19 protein-coding genes are annotated in these 16,776 nt (G+C 37.2%); 16 read left to right on the top strand and 3 right to left on the bottom strand.

Annotation, left to right across the window (positions count from 1 at the left end; translation table 11 throughout):
• The first annotated feature begins 9 nt into the window (after window positions 1-9).
• The 10 genes from K5Q14_RS06635 (at window position 10) to K5Q14_RS06680 (ending at window position 7,964) form a co-directional block, all read left to right on the top strand.
• A complete protein-coding gene (locus K5Q14_RS06635; RefSeq protein WP_220735045.1) occupies window positions 10-807 on the top strand; it encodes a TatD family hydrolase in 798 nt (265 codons plus the stop codon).
• Window positions 800-1,360, top strand: a complete 561-nt coding sequence (gene rnmV, locus K5Q14_RS06640) for a ribonuclease M5 (protein ID WP_220735046.1) — start codon at window positions 800-802, stop codon at window positions 1,358-1,360. The genes K5Q14_RS06635 and rnmV overlap by 8 nt, the downstream gene beginning before the upstream one ends.
• A gap of 4 nt (window positions 1,361-1,364) precedes the next feature.
• Window positions 1,365-2,252: a 16S rRNA (adenine(1518)-N(6)/adenine(1519)-N(6))-dimethyltransferase RsmA gene (gene rsmA, locus K5Q14_RS06645; RefSeq protein ID WP_220735047.1), complete on the top strand. Its 888-nt coding sequence runs from the start codon at window positions 1,365-1,367 to the stop codon at window positions 2,250-2,252.
• Window positions 2,253-2,355: 103 nt separating this feature from the next.
• Window positions 2,356-2,589 (top strand): Veg family protein, encoded by a 234-nt coding sequence (locus tag K5Q14_RS06650; protein ID WP_010016125.1) that lies wholly within the window; start codon window positions 2,356-2,358, stop codon window positions 2,587-2,589.
• Between the two features lie 49 nt (window positions 2,590-2,638).
• Window positions 2,639-3,493: a metal ABC transporter solute-binding protein, Zn/Mn family gene (locus tag K5Q14_RS06655; RefSeq protein WP_220735048.1), complete on the top strand. Its 855-nt coding sequence runs from the start codon at window positions 2,639-2,641 to the stop codon at window positions 3,491-3,493.
• Window positions 3,493-4,194: a metal ABC transporter ATP-binding protein gene (locus K5Q14_RS06660; RefSeq protein ID WP_220735049.1), complete on the top strand. Its 702-nt coding sequence runs from the start codon at window positions 3,493-3,495 to the stop codon at window positions 4,192-4,194. The genes K5Q14_RS06655 and K5Q14_RS06660 overlap by 1 nt, the downstream gene beginning before the upstream one ends.
• Window positions 4,187-4,978, top strand: a complete 792-nt coding sequence (locus K5Q14_RS06665) for a metal ABC transporter permease (RefSeq protein WP_220735050.1) — start codon at window positions 4,187-4,189, stop codon at window positions 4,976-4,978. The genes K5Q14_RS06660 and K5Q14_RS06665 overlap by 8 nt, the downstream gene beginning before the upstream one ends.
• A gap of 101 nt (window positions 4,979-5,079) precedes the next feature.
• Complete coding sequence (purR, locus tag K5Q14_RS06670; protein ID WP_010387749.1) at window positions 5,080-5,913, top strand: pur operon repressor; 834 nt, start codon at window positions 5,080-5,082, stop codon at window positions 5,911-5,913.
• Between the two features lie 6 nt (window positions 5,914-5,919).
• Complete coding sequence (glmU, locus tag K5Q14_RS06675; protein WP_220735051.1) at window positions 5,920-7,293, top strand: bifunctional UDP-N-acetylglucosamine diphosphorylase/glucosamine-1-phosphate N-acetyltransferase GlmU; 1,374 nt, start codon at window positions 5,920-5,922, stop codon at window positions 7,291-7,293.
• Between the two features lie 173 nt (window positions 7,294-7,466).
• A complete protein-coding gene (locus tag K5Q14_RS06680; RefSeq protein WP_220735052.1) occupies window positions 7,467-7,964 on the top strand; it encodes a hypothetical protein in 498 nt (165 codons plus the stop codon).
• 14 nt (window positions 7,965-7,978) lie between these two features.
• Here K5Q14_RS06680 and K5Q14_RS06685 read toward each other — a convergent pair whose 3' ends face one another.
• Window positions 7,979-8,236, bottom strand: coding sequence for a hypothetical protein (locus tag K5Q14_RS06685; protein ID WP_220735053.1), 258 nt, complete (start codon window positions 8,234-8,236; stop codon window positions 7,979-7,981).
• A 383-nt stretch (window positions 8,237-8,619) separates the two neighbouring features.
• On the opposite strand from K5Q14_RS06685, the gene K5Q14_RS06690 reads away from it, so the two are divergent.
• From K5Q14_RS06690 to holA, 3 genes are read left to right on the top strand one after another with little or no spacing between them, the layout of a single operon-like run.
• Window positions 8,620-9,261 (top strand): helix-hairpin-helix domain-containing protein, encoded by a 642-nt coding sequence (locus K5Q14_RS06690; RefSeq protein ID WP_246587598.1) that lies wholly within the window; start codon window positions 8,620-8,622, stop codon window positions 9,259-9,261.
• Window positions 9,261-11,549 carry a DNA internalization-related competence protein ComEC/Rec2 gene (locus tag K5Q14_RS06695; protein ID WP_220735055.1) on the top strand — a complete coding sequence of 763 codons (2,289 nt, stop codon included), beginning with the start codon at window positions 9,261-9,263 and terminating at the stop codon, window positions 11,547-11,549. Before K5Q14_RS06690 ends, K5Q14_RS06695 begins: the two co-directional genes overlap by 1 nt.
• Window positions 11,518-12,519 (top strand): DNA polymerase III subunit delta, encoded by a 1,002-nt coding sequence (gene holA, locus K5Q14_RS06700; protein ID WP_220735056.1) that lies wholly within the window; start codon window positions 11,518-11,520, stop codon window positions 12,517-12,519. The genes K5Q14_RS06695 and holA overlap by 32 nt, the downstream gene beginning before the upstream one ends.
• Before the next feature lie 70 nt (window positions 12,520-12,589).
• Here the strand turns inward: holA and rpsT are convergent, their stop codons facing one another.
• Entirely contained in the window at window positions 12,590-12,841 is a 252-nt protein-coding gene (gene rpsT, locus K5Q14_RS06705) for a 30S ribosomal protein S20 (protein ID WP_010016113.1), read from the bottom strand.
• Window positions 12,842-12,890: 49 nt separating this feature from the next.
• A complete protein-coding gene (gene rpsO / locus K5Q14_RS06710) occupies window positions 12,891-13,160 on the bottom strand; it encodes a 30S ribosomal protein S15 (protein WP_010016112.1) in 270 nt (89 codons plus the stop codon).
• Window positions 13,161-13,386: 226 nt separating this feature from the next.
• On the opposite strand from rpsO, the gene gatC reads away from it, so the two are divergent.
• The 3 genes from gatC to gatB all read left to right on the top strand — a co-directional run bounded on the left by gatC (window position 13,387) and on the right by gatB (window position 16,668).
• Window positions 13,387-13,695 carry an Asp-tRNA(Asn)/Glu-tRNA(Gln) amidotransferase subunit GatC gene (gene gatC, locus K5Q14_RS06715; protein ID WP_220735057.1) on the top strand — a complete coding sequence of 103 codons (309 nt, stop codon included), beginning with the start codon at window positions 13,387-13,389 and terminating at the stop codon, window positions 13,693-13,695.
• A 2-nt stretch (window positions 13,696-13,697) separates the two neighbouring features.
• Entirely contained in the window at window positions 13,698-15,164 is a 1,467-nt protein-coding gene (gatA, locus tag K5Q14_RS06720) for an Asp-tRNA(Asn)/Glu-tRNA(Gln) amidotransferase subunit GatA (RefSeq protein ID WP_220735058.1), read from the top strand.
• A gap of 64 nt (window positions 15,165-15,228) precedes the next feature.
• Entirely contained in the window at window positions 15,229-16,668 is a 1,440-nt protein-coding gene (gatB, locus tag K5Q14_RS06725; protein WP_220735059.1) for an Asp-tRNA(Asn)/Glu-tRNA(Gln) amidotransferase subunit GatB, read from the top strand.
• Window positions 16,669-16,776 lie beyond the last annotated feature (108 nt).

Here is a 16,776-nt window from a genome sequence, read left to right on the forward strand (position 1 = left end):
TTTTAAAATATGGCAATTTACGATTTAACAAAAACACCTGCAGATAGTTATGATACACATACGCATCTAAACGATGATAAATTATTTCATGATGTACCAGCTTATATTGGTCGAGCACATGAGTTTCGCGTGATGGAAATGAATATTGTCGGGTATGATGCACAAGGCAATGAACGAGCTTTGGAAATTGCACAAGCACATGATAATATTTATGCAGTATTGGGATTTCAGCCAGAAGACACTGGCGATTTTGATGCTGTTGCCGCTGAAAAGCTTGAGAAGCAGCTGCAACAAGCTAAAGTCGTTGGTGTCGGTGAAACAGGTTTAGATTATTATTGGGAAACGACAGCACACGATGTTCAAAAAAAAGCGTTTCAAACACATCTAGCATTAGCTAAAAAATACGATTTACCAGTTATTATTCATAATCGTGATGCGTTTGAAGATGTGTATGCGATGTTGAAAGATAGTGGTGTTACTAAAGGTGTCATGCATAGTTTTTCCGGTACGCCAGAACAAGCAGCAGCCTTTGTTGCGTTAGGCATGCATATCTCGTTTAGTGGTGTAGTCACATTTAAAAAAGCTGAGGATGTCCGTGAAGCGGCCAAATCTGTACCATTAAATCGCTTATTAGTTGAAACTGACGCACCATATTTAGCACCAACACCATTTAGAGGCAAAGATAATGAACCGGCACTTGTCAAGTATATCGTTGATTCGTTGGCGGATACATTGAATATGACACCGGAAGAACTATCAGCTATCACACGGCAAAATGCCCATCGCCTTTTCTTAAATCATGACTGAACGTCCACAAATTAATGAAATGATTGTTGTTGAAGGTAAATCTGATACACAAAATTTAGCGCGTGCAGTGGTTGCTGACACAATTGAGACAGGTGGTAGTGCTGTTAATAATAATGCTATCAAGCGTGCGCAATATGCAGCCGAAACACGAGGTATTATTATTTTAACGGATCCTGATTTTAATGGTCAACGAATTCGTCAAATTATGACAGCAGCTGTACCTTCAGCCAAGCAAGCATATATTACGCAAAGCGAAGGCCGCGCGCAAAAAGATAATTGGCATAAATCTCTTGGTGTCGAGCATGCGGAACCCGATATATTACGACAGGCATTAGCAGCAGTTATGACACCTAAAATTGATACAGTGACGGATGTAGATCAGCAATTTTTGTTGCAAAATGGTTTATTAAATGATCAAGATGCTCGCAAGCGTCGTGAAATAGTAGGTGAATCATTACACATTGGTTATACAAATGGCAAGCAGCTGTTAAAGCGTGTGCAACAATTCGGCATCACACAGGCACAAATATTGGCAGTATTGAAAGGTAAATGACTAAATGGCAGAGAAAATAGATATTGCAGATCCAACACGCACACAGGCAATTTTAAACGCATATGGTTTGCATGCTAAGAAGAAGTTCGGACAAAATTTTTTAACTGATTTAGATGTGTTACACGGTATCGTTGATACTGCAAATATCACAAATGAAGATTATGTTATCGAAATTGGGCCAGGTATTGGTTCTTTAACAGAACAAATAGCGCGTGCAGCAAAAAAAGTCCTAGCTTTTGAAATTGATACACAAATGGTCAAAGTGTTAGGGGAAACATTACAAGATTATGATAATGTTAAGGTTATTGCCGGTGACATTTTAGAGATGAACTTGCCTCAAATTATTGCCGAAGAATTTGGTGACAATGCTCATGTCAAAGTAGTGGCCAACTTACCTTACTACATAACGACACCGATTTTGATGCAATTGCTACGAACTAACATTACTTGGGACAATATCGTGGTCATGATGCAACGTGAAGTCGCTGATCGATTGAATGCTGATGTGGGCACAAAAGCTTATGGTGTGTTAACGCTAACGATTCAATATTTTGCAAATGCCCAGTTGGCCATAGAAGTACCGGCAACAGCATTTAATCCAGCGCCTAAGGTTGAGTCGGCGGTAGTCAAACTGACACCATTAGTTCCTCAAATCGTGGTTGACCAACCTGAGCGATTGTTTGGTGTTATTAAAGGTAGCTTTTCACACCGACGCAAAAGTCTTTGGAATAACATGTTGCAAACTTATGGCAAAGATATGGATGTTAAGGAAAAAATAACAGCCGCGCTCAAACAAGCTGATATTGACCCTTCTATACGTGCAGAACGCTTAGATTTAACACAACTCACAACATTATACTTGGCTTTACGCGAGCAAAAGTTGACGCAGTAACTGTATATTTTTTCATGATTTAGTTTTATTATACAGTCTGATTTGCAATTAAAGCTTATTTGTGTTATAATTAAATAAGTTTTTCACGAAAGGTGGTATAAAAATGCCAAGTAGTTTGCAAGACATTAAGATTAAACTCGACGCCCATGTTGGCGAAGCCGTTACAGTGGTTGCACAAGCCGGTCGCAAAAAGATTACAGAACGAACTGGTGTGTTGCGTTCAACATTTCCTTCTTTGTTTGTTGTTGAACTGGATGAAGAAGCTAAGTTTGAGCGTGCGTCATACAGTTATACCGACATTTTAACGAATAATATTGATATTACTTTTGCTGAATAACTAAATTGCCCTATTGGGCTTTTTTTGTAGTTGTGAGATAATTTAGATTATGAAAAAACAAGTGTTTTATGCTATTTTAACGATTTCTCTGATACCAATTGGTATTTTTTTAATTGGCATGAAAATGACAGTTACAACTCGTCCGTCATATCATGTACCTGTTCAAATCGTGACAGATAATGTTGCTTATCAACAAATAGCACAAGCGGTAGTGACTACCAGCGGGCATGTATCATTATTGTCAGGTGGTTTAACACAAAATAATGAAAAAACAATTTTTAAAAACGCAGAAGTACTCGTTACGGATAGCCACCAAAGCCAATTATTAACACAACGTCGTAATTTAAAGTTGCATTCTAAATTATTAGTGGCCAGTGATGTGGTTAAAAATCAAGCTTATGCAAATTATTGGTTAAGTCCAGAAATTATTTTGAAGACAATTGCACGATTGTCTGACTTGTTAAGCGATTTAGACCCTAGAAATCGTAATAATTATATAAATAATAGTCAAAAATTAACCGATCAAACTAAAACACTATCTGATGGTATTGAAACTTTAAAACAAGAAAAAAATGTGCATTATATTGCGACAAATAATGCGCAACAAGTGTTCATGACACAGCTAAACTATACGTCGGATATATCTAATATTGAATCTATTTCAAATGAAGATTTTGATAAATTGACTGAGCGAATACATAACAACAAGATTCGCTTTGTATTGACTGCAAGTCAGGATCAATCTGATCGAGATCGACATTTGGTGGCATTAGCAAAAAATGCGAACATACCAGTAATTACCTTTAATCAGGTGCTACCATCAAATCAAAAAGTATGGCAATGGCAGTTGACGCTTGTTGAACAACTGCAGGCAGTTTTTAAACCAGTAGAAAGTGGTAAATAATGGGCATCATACAAACAAAAGACTTTGGCATTCACTATGGTGAGAAAAGCATACTAGCTCACGCTAATATTGATATGCCAGCGGGGCGATTTTTTGCGTTATTAGGTGAGAATGGTGCTGGGAAAACAAGTTTTGTTAAAGCACTGATTGGGCAAAATCAGCAAACTGACGGTGAATTAAAATTAAATACAAATCGTGTTGGCTTTGTACCACAATTTCGTGATATCACACGTGACTTTCCTTTAAGCATAGCTGAATTTGTGGCCTTAAATTATAATAAAGGGTGGCGGTTGTGGCTGAATAAGCGTGAAAAATCAGCGGTAAAATCAGCATTAAAATTAATGGATTTGGCAGATATGAGCGACAAACGTTTAGGATTAGCATCTGGTGGACAAAAGCAACGTGCATTTGTGGCGCAAGCGTTAGTGCAGCAACCTGATTTGTTAATATTAGATGAATCTACAGCAAGCTTAGACCATGAGCATAAAGTGACATTATTACAGACTGTTAAGCGGTTACAAGAAACACAACAGTTAACCGTTTTATTTATTACACATGAATTAGAATTAGTGACCCAGTTTGCCGATGGCTACTTATTTTTTGAAAATGGTCAGGTGACTCAAGGGGAAATGGCTGAATTACAGTCTCTAACAACGCAAATGACGCATATTCATGCAGAAGATGAGGTACATCATGTTTAGTTATGAATTTATGCAAAATGCTTTTATGGCAGGAACGATTGTCAGTATTGTTGCGGGAATTGTTGGCACATTTGCGGTCGCACGTAATTATACTTTCTTAACACATACTTTAAGTGAGATTGGATTTGCTGGTGCGGCTTTTGGTTTATTTGCTGGTTGGCCTGCATTGCTTGGCATGATGATTGCAACAAGCGGGGCTTCATTAGCGATTGGGGCATTAGAATCAAGTTATACAAAACGGGATAATGTTACGAGCGCAATCTCTGCATTGGCTATTGGATTAGGAATTTTATTTTTAGCACTTGGACATACGAGTACAACAGCAGCTACTGGCATTTTATTTGGGTCCGTGTTAGGGATTAGTCGAGAAAATTTGTTATTGTTAATCGTGTTAGCAATTTTTGTTATTGTAACGTTGCTAATCAATTATCGTTCATTGCGACAGTTGTCATTTGATGAAGCTGGCATTTTTCTACAAAATAGGCAGCAAAAAGCAGTACGTTATATTTTTTTGGTTATGATTGCTTTATCGGTTAGTATTTCTTCACAACTTGTTGGCTCATTATTAATTTTTGTATTGGTAACATTGCCTGCTGCAAGTGCTAAATACTATGTAACAGCTACGACAAAATTAATGGGTCTAGCTATCATATTTGCTTTATTTGGGACTTGGTCTGGTTTAACACTTGCCTATCTAACAAATTTACCAGCAAGTTTCTTTATTGCCATGATTGAAGTTTTAATTTATTTAATCTCAGTTTGGCAGTTTCAAAAAAATGCTTAAATACCGAACGTTACTGTTTTAAAAATGTTATAATTAATATTAAATATTAATATTTATAAAGGAGAATACGTGCTAATTTGTTTATCGCACGTTTATACATTATGAAAACACGTCGTTCGGATCGCCTTGTTGATATGGCGCGCTACATGCTTGAGCGCCCACGCACACTCATTTCTTTATCCTATTTTGCCAAGCGTTATGATTCTGCTAAGTCTTCTATTTCAGAAGATTTATCCATTTTAAAAAGAACCTTTCAGGAACGCGGCACAGGTTTACTAGAAACTGTTCCTGGCGCTGCGGGTGGTGCACGTTTTATACCGTTTATGGCTGAGGACGAAGCAAAAAGCTTCATTGAAGAAATACGCCAATATGTCAACGATGAAACACGTGTCTTACCTGGTGGATATGTTTATTTGTCAGATTTGTTAGGCCGTCCGGATATTTTACGCCAAGTTGGCCGATTGATTGCCACACAATATTTACGTGATAACATTGATGCAGTCATGACGGCAGCTACAAAAGGTGTCCCACTAGCACAAGCAGTTGCCGAGCAATTAAATGTACCTTTTGTAATTGTTCGTGATGATGCTAAAGTAACAGAGGGGCCAACGGTTTCCGTGAATTATTTGACGGGCTCTTCAAAGCGTGTTGAAAAAATGGAATTATCTCGTCGCTCGTTACGTACAGGATCTCGTGTCTTAATCGTTGATGATTTTATGAAAGCTGGCGGTACCATTCAAGGTATGCAGACACTTGTTAGTGAATTTGATGGAACAGTTGTTGGGACAGCTGTTTTTGCTGAAGGTAGATCAGCAACGCGTCTTCTTGACCGCTTTACGTCTTTGCTACATGTCGATACAAATCTTAAAAATGGTGATCCAATTATAGTCACTGCTGGTAATTACGCAAAAGAAATTTATAAACGCGAGGCATAGTTAATTATGGTTGATGAAGTAAACGTCTTAGTATTGGCAGCTGGTAATGGTTCACGTATGAAGTCAAGTGCGCCAAAAGTATTACATCATGTTGCTGGTCAAATGATGATTGATTGGGTGTTGGATGCAGTTGAACCACTCTCAAAAAATAAACCAATTACAGTCATTGGTGTTGGTGCTGAAAGCGTCCAGGCACATGTTGGGAAGCGGAGTGAATTTGTTTTGCAGTCTGAACAGCTCGGCACTGGTCATGCTGTTCAGCAAGCACAATCACAGCTTGAATCAAGCCATGGTGTGACACTTATTATGTCAGGTGATACACCGATGTTTCGTTCCGAAACGCTGTCAGAATTTATTGATGAGCACAATAGGTCCAACAATGCAGTAACTGTCTTGACTGCTATTGCTGATGATCCGACTGGTTATGGTCGAATTGTACGTGCAGATGATGATACTGTCATAAAAATAGTAGAACAAAAAGATGCTAGTATAACAGAGCGTCGTATTCGAGAAGTGAATACAGGTGTGTATATTTTTGATAATCAATTGTTATTTAAATCATTGTCACAGGTGAAAAATAACAATGCGCAAGGTGAATATTATTTGCCAGACACGTTAGACATTTTGCGTCAAGCTGGTCATCAAATTGGTGCATATACGTTACAAAACTTTACCGAATCTCAGGGTGTCAATGATCGTGTGGCTTTGTCTGTCGCAAACCGTGTCATGCATGAACGTATTAATCATCAATTGATGATTTCGGGCGTTGAATTGGTAGATCCGGCTAGTACATTTATTGACGGTACAGTAGTTATTGGCCAAGACACGTTGATTGAAGCTGGTGTCACCATTTTGGGACAAACAGTGATTGGCAAAAATAACGTGATAACTCAAGGATCACGCATTTCTGATAGTGTCATTGGTGATGATAACGTGATTACGTCATCACACCTAGAAAGTGCGCAGTTAGCTAATGGTGTCACTGTTGGGCCCTATGCACATTTGCGGCCACAAGCAGATCTTGGCGATAACGTACACATTGGTAACTTTGTTGAGGTGAAACAAGCAACAGTAGCTGCTAACACTAAGGCAGGTCATTTAACATATATTGGAAATGCAACTATTGGCGAGGATGTTAATATTGGTGCAGGCACAATTTTTGTTAATTACGATGGTGTCAATAAATTTAATACAACAGTTGGTGATCGTGCGTTTATTGGGTCAAATACAAAAATTGTTGCGCCAGTAAATATTGCTAGTGAAGCAATCACAGCAGCAGGATCAACGATTACAAATAATGTACCGGGCCATGCTATGGCAATTGCTAGAGCGCGACAAATTAACAAAGAAAATTTTTGGGATCATATGCCACATAAGTAATAGGCAACTATAATTTTTAAAAATGAGAAGCACGACTATGTCATCTGAACATAATATAGTGCTTTTTTCGTACGATAACTTAATAATCATGCCAATTGAATGGTTGTTTGTAACCTTATTCAATAATTATTCTATGGTAAACTAATATTGACATAATTTAAAAGGATGAGGCTATGCAAATTACAGGTGAAAAGGCATTAGAAAACATTTCGGAAGATACCATTTATTCGCATAAAGAGAATATTTTAGATAGTGATCATATTGCCTTGGATAATCTTTTTACGATGTTAGACAAGCATATTCATGATGACAATTTTATACATATTGACGGTGAAATTAATGGTGGTATAACTGAAGGTGGCACAACGCTAACTTTAGAAACTAATATTGTTAACTTGCCATTACGTTACACAAATCAATTAAAAAAATTGATTTGGCCAGAAAAAGAGGATAATCAAGTCAATATATATATGATTATTGAAAATATTGATGTGAGTCAATCAAATTTAAAAATTTCATTGGCAAGTTCAGTTGCGGCATATTTAGATGATGCTGCTAGTGTTAAACTAAAAATTTCGCAGTGGTTTGATGAACAACTAGCCAATATTGTGGTTGCCCAAAATAAGATTGAAGAAAATGACGAGCCAAACAATAAAACAAGCGATAATTAAGATTATCGCTTGTTTTATGCATCGTATTCAATTTTACCTGTAATCCGTGATTGCTGTTCACCATTCAAATAAGTAAAGTCTAAGATGTGATGTGATACAGTTGATTTTACACCATAAAGTTCACCTAAATCATAGGTTTCAATGACGTATTTTGCCATCATTTGTTTAGAATCAGCGTTGGAATCTGGGACATAAATGTCAGCAAGATCAGAGTATTTAGGATTAGCAATTCGGCTAATATCATGTTTTTCTAGTTTTGTTAATTTTATCATATGTCTATTATAACAGGTTATCAGATACGGATGAGTGGTATGATATTTTAAACGATGAAGTTGATTTTGACTATTATTTAAAAATTTGGTATACTATCTGTATGCGATGAGTCGAAGCGCTTGAAAAATTAGCGCCGAAGGCGGCCTGCCGTGTTAAATCACAAGTCTCGTATAGACGCAGGTGTTAATGGTGGTTGTGGAACCCCATTTTCTCACTATGACTAACAGTGCTTGCACTGCAGTGACGCGACTTTACTATTAGTGTGACAACTAGTAGTCGCCCGCAGGAGCGAATCCTGCATGCCAAACTAACACCTAACAATAATTTGTTAGGTGTTTTTTAGTGACATGGAATAGTGTAACGTATCATATTATCAGAGGTGATGCATGTGATAGATACATTTGATGTAATCAAGGATAAATTAGCAAGCTACAAAATTTGGTTATTGTTAGGTGGCGTTGTTTTTATGGGTTTCATTGCTATGCTTGTCATTAAGCAACCTAAAGGCACAGAAGTGCCACTTGCTTATAGTATGAGTAGCAGTAGTACAAGTAGCTCAGCTGCAACTCGTGTCAAGACAAACGACATGGTTGTTATGATTGATGTCAAAGGTGCTGTTAAAAATCCGGGCGTGTATGATATTGTCAACTCACCACGTGCACAAACTGCGATTGCAAAAGCAGGTGGATTGACGCATGAAGCTGACGCTTTGCAGTTGAATTTGGCCGAAAAATTATCTGATGGACAAATGCTTTATGTACCAGCGATTGGTGAAGTTAGGTCAAATAAAATTGCTGTTGGTCAACAAGCAACTGAACCAAGTCAAACAATGACTAAAATTAATTTAAATACCGCGACTGCTGCAGAATTACAGACACTTGAAGGAATAGGTGAAAAAAAAGCAGAGCAAATTATTGCTTATCGCGAAGCACATGATAATTTTAAAACAATAGATGAAATTAAAGAAGTTTCTGGTATAGGGGCAAAACGCTTTGAAACATTGCAGGATAAATTAACCATATAATGATTAATCGATCTTTGTTAATAGTAAGTTTACTCATTGCAGCAATGGGTGGTTGTATTTATCGTTTAAATGGTGTCACCATTATTTTGTTAGTATTAGTGATTGTCATTTCTTGTTTTAATTTAACTAAGTGGTTTGGGATGATTACCCTAATTTTAGGGATACCTTTTTTGCTATATTTTGTCTATGATGCACATGAACTAAGAGCACAGTCTCGACAACTAGATCAAGAAGCTGTTCAAATTAGTGGTGTTATTTTACCTGATGAAATCACGATTGATGGTGATAATTTAATAACCAACGCAAGTTTAGATGATAATAAACATGTTGTTCGATTGTACGCTAAATTAACTTCTGAATCCGAAAAAAAAGCGTGGTTATCTGAAAAAAATATTGTCCATTTTGATGCAACAGGTAATTTGTCGCGTATTAAATCACCAACAAATTTTAACCAGTTTGATGCACAAAAATATTATGAGACAAAGCACATAACACATCAAGTAACAATTAAGTCGTGGCAAGTCAAATCGATAAAGTCCAACAAATTTTGGCAAAAATGTCGTTATCAATTACATATATGGCATGCACAAGGTATTCAAAATGCAGCAAAACTCCCACAACCGTTAAGTGATTATGCACAAGCACTCATTTTAGGAACAACACCACAATCACTTTACGGCAATAATCCAGGAGTACAAACACTGGGACTGATTCATCTATTTAGTGTATCTGGGTTCCATGTATCTTATGTATTAATGCTGCTCATGGCGGTCTTGCGGCGACTTTATGTACCACAAGAAGTATCTGCTTGGTTGGGGGCGTTAGTTTTAATTAATTATTTTGTGTTTGCTGGTGAACCTGCAGTGCTTGTGCGTGCTCTGATTGCTGGACTAATTATGATGACACATTTGGCAGGTTGTCGCCGTATGCCAGTTGAAAGTGTTTGGGCCGTTAGTTTATTAGGCAGCCTGATTTATGAACCAGGTATTTTGCTAACACTTGGCGGACAACTCTCTTTTGCTATGACATTTTGTTTATTATTTACAACGACATTAAATTTTTGGCAAATTAACTTATTATTAAGTGCAGTCAGTTTACCACTTATTGTCGGCCAACAATACACTTGGCACGTCTTGCAAACTTTTGTGAACTTTGCAGCAATACCACTTTTTAGTGCCGTTATTGTACCGGCAGTGATGATTGGTTTTATCGGACAAACAGTGCCATTTGTAACTTATTTAATAAATAGTGTTATTGAATTATTTGCTCATAGTGTTGATTATATTGCGACACTACCTGGTAATTTAATTATTGGCAAACTGTCTTGGTTTGTCGCGATTATTCTTTTTATGATGGCATTGTTATTATTTGTAACAGAAAAAAAGGTTGCTCAATTGGCAAGGCTGTTGTGGATAATGTTACTAGGCATCGTATTACTTTTTATGCGTTTTCCAGTGTATGGAGAACTGTCAATTTTTGATATTGGTCAGGGGGATGCGACGTTAATTCGTGAGCCTTTTAATCGTTCTGTAACTTTAATTGATACAGGTGGACAAGTGACATTTGGTTCAAAACAAAAGTGGCAAGAACAAAATTTTAAGCGAACTAAAGGCGAGACAGTTATTGTGAATTATTTGCATAGCCAAGGCATTGGGCATATAGATAATCTTGTGTTAACGCATCAAGATTATGATCATATTGGTGATGCAAAAATCATTTTACAAAAAATAAAGGTTAATCATATTATCATTCCGGCGGGTATGCTGACGCAAAAGCCATTTGCAAAAGAAATCAAGCCGTATCTCAAAAAGACGCAAGTTGTTGAGGTTACTCAAGGTACGGTAGTACCTCAAATGCCATTAGATATTGTTCATCCATTTCAATCAGGGCAGGCCGAAAACGAAGATTCTATCGCATTATATGGTAAAATAGGCGGTCAAAATATTTTTACAGCAGGTGATTTAGATCAAGCAGGTGAGTCAGCAATTGCTGCTAAATATCCTAATATGCGTGTGGATATTTTAAAATTAGGGCATCACGGTTCTAAAACATCCTCTAACCCAATGGTTCTAAAACAATGGCAGCCTAAAGTAGGAATTGTGTCAGCAGGTCGTAATAATCGATATCATCATCCACATATTGAGACACTAAAAACAATTCAAGAGCAACAGATGGCACTGTTTAATACACAAACTCATGGTATGATTAGATATAATTATACAAAGGAAAAAGGCCAATTCGAGGTGAAAGTAAATCATGAACTTGCAACAACTACAACAACAAATTAACAATAATGCGTTAGCTAATTTTTATGTCGTGACTGGCAATGAAGAAATTCTTATTAGCCGTGCCCAACAGGCGTTTAGACAACTGATTCAACCGGCAGATCGTGATATGAATTATGCGCAATTTGACCTTGTTGATCAGACTTTAGATGATGTTATTAATGATGCGATGTCGATGCCTTTTTTTGGTGATCGCCGTGTTGTGGTTGTTCAAAATCCTGACTTTTTAACAGCCAAGGGTAAAACTTCTGTTCAAAACCAGGAGCAACTGATTCAATTATTAGAAAAACCAATTTCTGAAAATATTGTCGTTTTTTTTATTAATGACTTAAAAATTGATAAACGTAAAAAAATAACTAAAATGCTGTTAAAATATGCAGAAAATATTGAATTACCAGCATTAAATGAATCACAATCAAGACAAGCAATTACCCAAGAACTGCAACAACGTGCCTATAAAATTGATCAAGATGCTTTACAAGAATTAATTTTACGAACAAATGCGCATTATACTGCAATGAAAAATGAATTACCTAAATTAATCGCGTATGCAACACATACTAAAAATATTTCAGCAGAGGCGGTAGCGACTTTAGTACCTAAAACCTTAACAGCAACCGTTTTTGATCTCGTCGATGCTGTCATGACACGACAACCTAAAAAAGCATTGTTAATTTATAGAGACTTATTACAGAATGGTGAACCTGCTTTACGGATTAATGCAGTACTGACGGGCCAATTTCGATTATTGTTGCAAATTGCAGGTTTAAAGGGTACAGAACAAGACATGAGTAAGCAATTAGGCATCCATCCATACCGTATTAAACTAGCACGCCAAATGTTAAAAAAGTATCTATTGTCATCACTTAGAGATAGCTATCTTGGTATGATCAACATTGAAGTGAAATTAAAATCAACAAATCAAGAACCAGCACTATTATTTGAACGTTTTATATTAAAAAATACTTTATAAGAAAATAAAAAACGACTTAACCGTCATGCCAAATCTAGGAATGATGGTTAAAGTCGCTTTTTATTTGTTTTTACTTAACATACTTAGCTAAACGTGACTTTTCACGTGAAGCTTTGTTCTTCTTGATCAAACCCTTTGAATAGGCGTGGTCAATTGCAGAAGAAGCAGTCTTGTATAATTCTGCTAAATTGTCTTCACCAGCAGCTGAAGCTTTTTCAAAACGCTTAACAGCTGTACGGTAAGCACTGAGTTGCGGTTCGTTACGATCGTGTTGCTTTTTCGTTAGACGAACACGTTGAATTGCTGATTCAATAACAGGCATATGTCTTTTCTCCTTAAATTTGATACGAGGTTTTCATGTAATCCTAAGATTAACGACGCAAACCTAAGCGTTGGATTAATTCACGGTAACGTTGAATATCAGTGTTGCGGAGGTAACGTAATAAGTTACGACGGCTACCAATCTTCTTCATCAAACCACGTTGTGAGTGGAAATCATGCTTGTGAATTGCCATGTGTGTGTTCAACTCGTTAATGTCAGCAGTTAAAACTGCGACTTGTACTTCAGCTGAACCAGTATCGCCTTCGTGACGAGCATATTCATTGATGATTTCGTTCTTACGTTCTTGTGTAAGGGCCATAATCATATCCACCTTTCTAAAATGTCGCCAAAGACTGTGTGAAGCGACGGTGAGACGCTAAACAAAGTACTTGGTCATGTTGTTTTTACAACAAATTTAATTATACGCGAATATCATTAAAATGCAAGCGTAGAGAGCGTCAGAGTTATGGTAAAATAAATAGGTATATATGTTACGTGCGTTGTACATGTCGTTAAACAACAAACACGCTTAAAGGAGTAAGTAAATGTCTGAAACAACAATTTCAAAATCAGAAGTTGCACACGTTGCTAATTTAGCTAAACTAGCATTTGATGATACTGAATTAGTGCAATTCACAACTCAATTAGATAATATTTTAAATATTTTTGATACATTGGGTGAAGTTAACACAGATGGTGTGGCGCCAACATATTCGGTAACTGACAACGTGAATCATTTGCGTGAAGATGTAGCAGATAATTGGCATCAAAAACAAGAACTATTAAAAAATGCACCACTAGAGGCAGCAGATTTGATTAAAGTGCCAGCAATTTTAGATGGTGAGGGAGAGTAATCATGACAATTAATTTTTTTGATAATGATTTAACTTCTTTGCATGAAAAATTAGTTAACAAAGATATTACTACTGTTGATTTAACACAAGCAACCATAGAAAATATTGAAAAGACAGACAATGAATTACAAGCTTTCCTTCGAACAAATTCGGATGAAGCTTTGCTACAAGCAAAAAAAATTGATGAACAACAGAATTTTTCTAACATATTGTCTGGTTTGCCATTAGCTTTGAAAGACAATTTGGCAACAAATGGCATTCAAACAACAGGTGCTTCACATATTTTAGAAGGCTTTAAACCAGTTTATGATGCGACTGTTGTTGATAAGCTAAGTACAGTAGGCGCGATTTCTGTTGGTAAAACTAACATGGATGAATTTGCTATGGGTGGTTCAACAGAAACGTCATACTATAAAAAAACAGCAAATGCATGGGATCATACCAAAGTTCCCGGAGGGTCATCTGGTGGCTCAGCCGCAGCTGTTGCTGGCGGTCAAGTGCCCTTTGCATTGGGATCGGATACAGGTGGTTCAATTCGCCAACCAGCAGCATTCAATGGTATCGTGGGCTTAAAACCGACTTACGGACGGGTTTCTCGCTGGGGCCTATTCGCAATGGCTTCATCTCTTGATCAAGTAGGTCCTTTTACACGAACTGTTAAAGATAATGCTTTGGTTTTAAATACAATTGCTGGTTTTGATGCAAAAGACTCAACGTCATCAAACCGTGATGTACCTGATTTCACTTCAAAGCTAACAGGAGATGTCAAAGGTTTGAAAATTGCTGTACCAAAAGAATATTTTGGTGAAGGCATTGATCCTAAAGTTGCCACAACAGTTAAAGCAGCCATTGCCCAACTTGAAGCAATGGGCGCAACAGTTGACGAAGTTAGCTTACCACACACCAAATACGGTGTCGCTGCGTATTATATTATCATGTCTTCTGAAGCTTCTTCAAACTTACAACGTTATGATGGTGTTCGCTATGGCTTTAGGGCAGATAATGTCAAAAACTTAGAAGATTTGTATATTAAGACACGCTCTGAAGGATTTGGGGATGAAGTTAAGCGCCGTATTATGCTTGGTACATTCTCATTGTCAGCAGGGGCTTATGACGCTTTCTTTAAAAAAGCAGCAAAAATAAGAACGTTGTTAATTGAAGATTTTAACAAGGTGTTTGCTAATTATGATGTGATTGTTGGGCCGACAGCGCCAACTGTGGCCTATGGTTTGGGTGAAGAAATTGATGATCCCACGGCAATGTATTTAGCGGATGTCTTGACAATTCCAGTTAATTTGGCTGGCTTACCAGGTTTGTCCGTAAATGCTGGATTTGTTGATGGGTTACCAGTTGGTTTGCAAATCATTGGTAAACCGTTTGATGAAGCAACGGTATATCAAACGGGTTATGCGTTTGAACAGGCTAGCCGTTTGTTTGAACAACGGCCAAATATCGCTAAGAAATATTAAGCTAAGAGGGAGGAAACGTCTTTACTAATATATACAATCATGTTATAGTAGGGACTCTAAAATTATGGCAACAGGAAATTTTGAAACGACTATAGGACTTGAAGTCCACGTTGAAATGCAAACGAACTCAAAGCTCATGTCACCGTCACCAGTACATTATGGTGATAAACCTAATGAAAATACCAATGTCATTGATTTTGGTTATCCAGGAGTTTTGCCTGTCGCTAACAAAGGGGCAATAGAATTTGGTATGCGTGCTGCACTTGCTTTACATGCAACTGTGTCGCCATTCATTCGTTGGGATCGTAAAAACTATTTTTATCCTGATAATCCTAAGGCCTATCAAACAACGCAATCGCAAACACCGCTTGGAACAAATGGTTATTTAGATGTGACATTGACTGATGGCACAGTTAAGCGTGTTCGTATTAAAGAAATGCACGTTGAAGAAGATGCCGGTAAGAATACACACGGTGCAGATGGCTATTCTTATGTTGATTTAAACCGTCAAGGCACACCCTTAATCGAAATTGTTTCTGAACCAGATATTGCTTCTCCTGAGGAAGCTTATGCCTATTTAGAACAATTACGACAAGCTATTTTGTTTACTGGTATTTCAGAAGCTAAAATGCAAGAAGGCCAAATGCGTGCGGATGTTAACATCTCGATTCGACCATTTGGTTCATCTGAGTATGGTACAAAAGTTGAAATGAAGAATATTAATTCATTTAACTACGTGCGTAATGCTTTGATTTTTGAAGAAAAACGCCAAGCCGAAGTGTTACGATCTGGTGGTGTGATTCAACAAGAAACGCGTCGATATAATGAACCAACTAAATCAACTATTTTGATGCGTGTTAAAGAAGGTGCGGATGATTATCGTTACTTCCCCGAACCAGACTTGGCACCAATCACGATTGATGACGCGTGGATTCAAAAAGTCGCTGATGAATTACCAAAATCAGCTGGGGATCGTCAACGTGATTATGTGTCAGATTTAGGTATTGAAGCATATGATGCGGAAGTATTGACACAAACGCTTGCGATGTCTGATTTTTATGATGCAACGGTTACTGCAGGCGCTGATGCAAAACGTGCAGCAAACTATTTAATTGGTGATGTTAATGCCTTTATGAATAAGCATCAAATTGAATTACAGGATACGCAATTAACACCAGTGCACTTGGCTGGTATGATTAAGTTGATTGAAGCTGGTACAATTTCAACAAAACAAGCCAAGCAGGTTTTTGAAGCAATTATGGCAGGTGAAGAACCAGAATCATTTGCTAAGAAGAATGGTTTGGTACAAATTAGTGATCCCGCAATCTTATTGGGTTGGATTACTGAGGTTTTGGATAATAATCCACAATCAATTGAGGACTTTAAGGGTGGCAAAGATCGTGCAACTGGTTATCTGATTGGTCAATTAATGAAAATGTCAAAGGGGCAAGCAAACCCTGGTGTCATGAATAACATGTTATTAGAAGAATTAGCTAAACGTTAAGTACTAATAATTTTAATGTCACAATTTATAATGTGTTGATAAACAATAAACGGCATATGTTTTATACAGGTTTATACCTGTGTACATAGTTTTATGAAAGGATAGTGT

The sequence above is a fragment of the Leuconostoc inhae genome, from assembly GCF_019656015.1.
Lineage (GTDB): Bacteria > Bacillota > Bacilli > Lactobacillales > Lactobacillaceae > Leuconostoc > Leuconostoc inhae_A.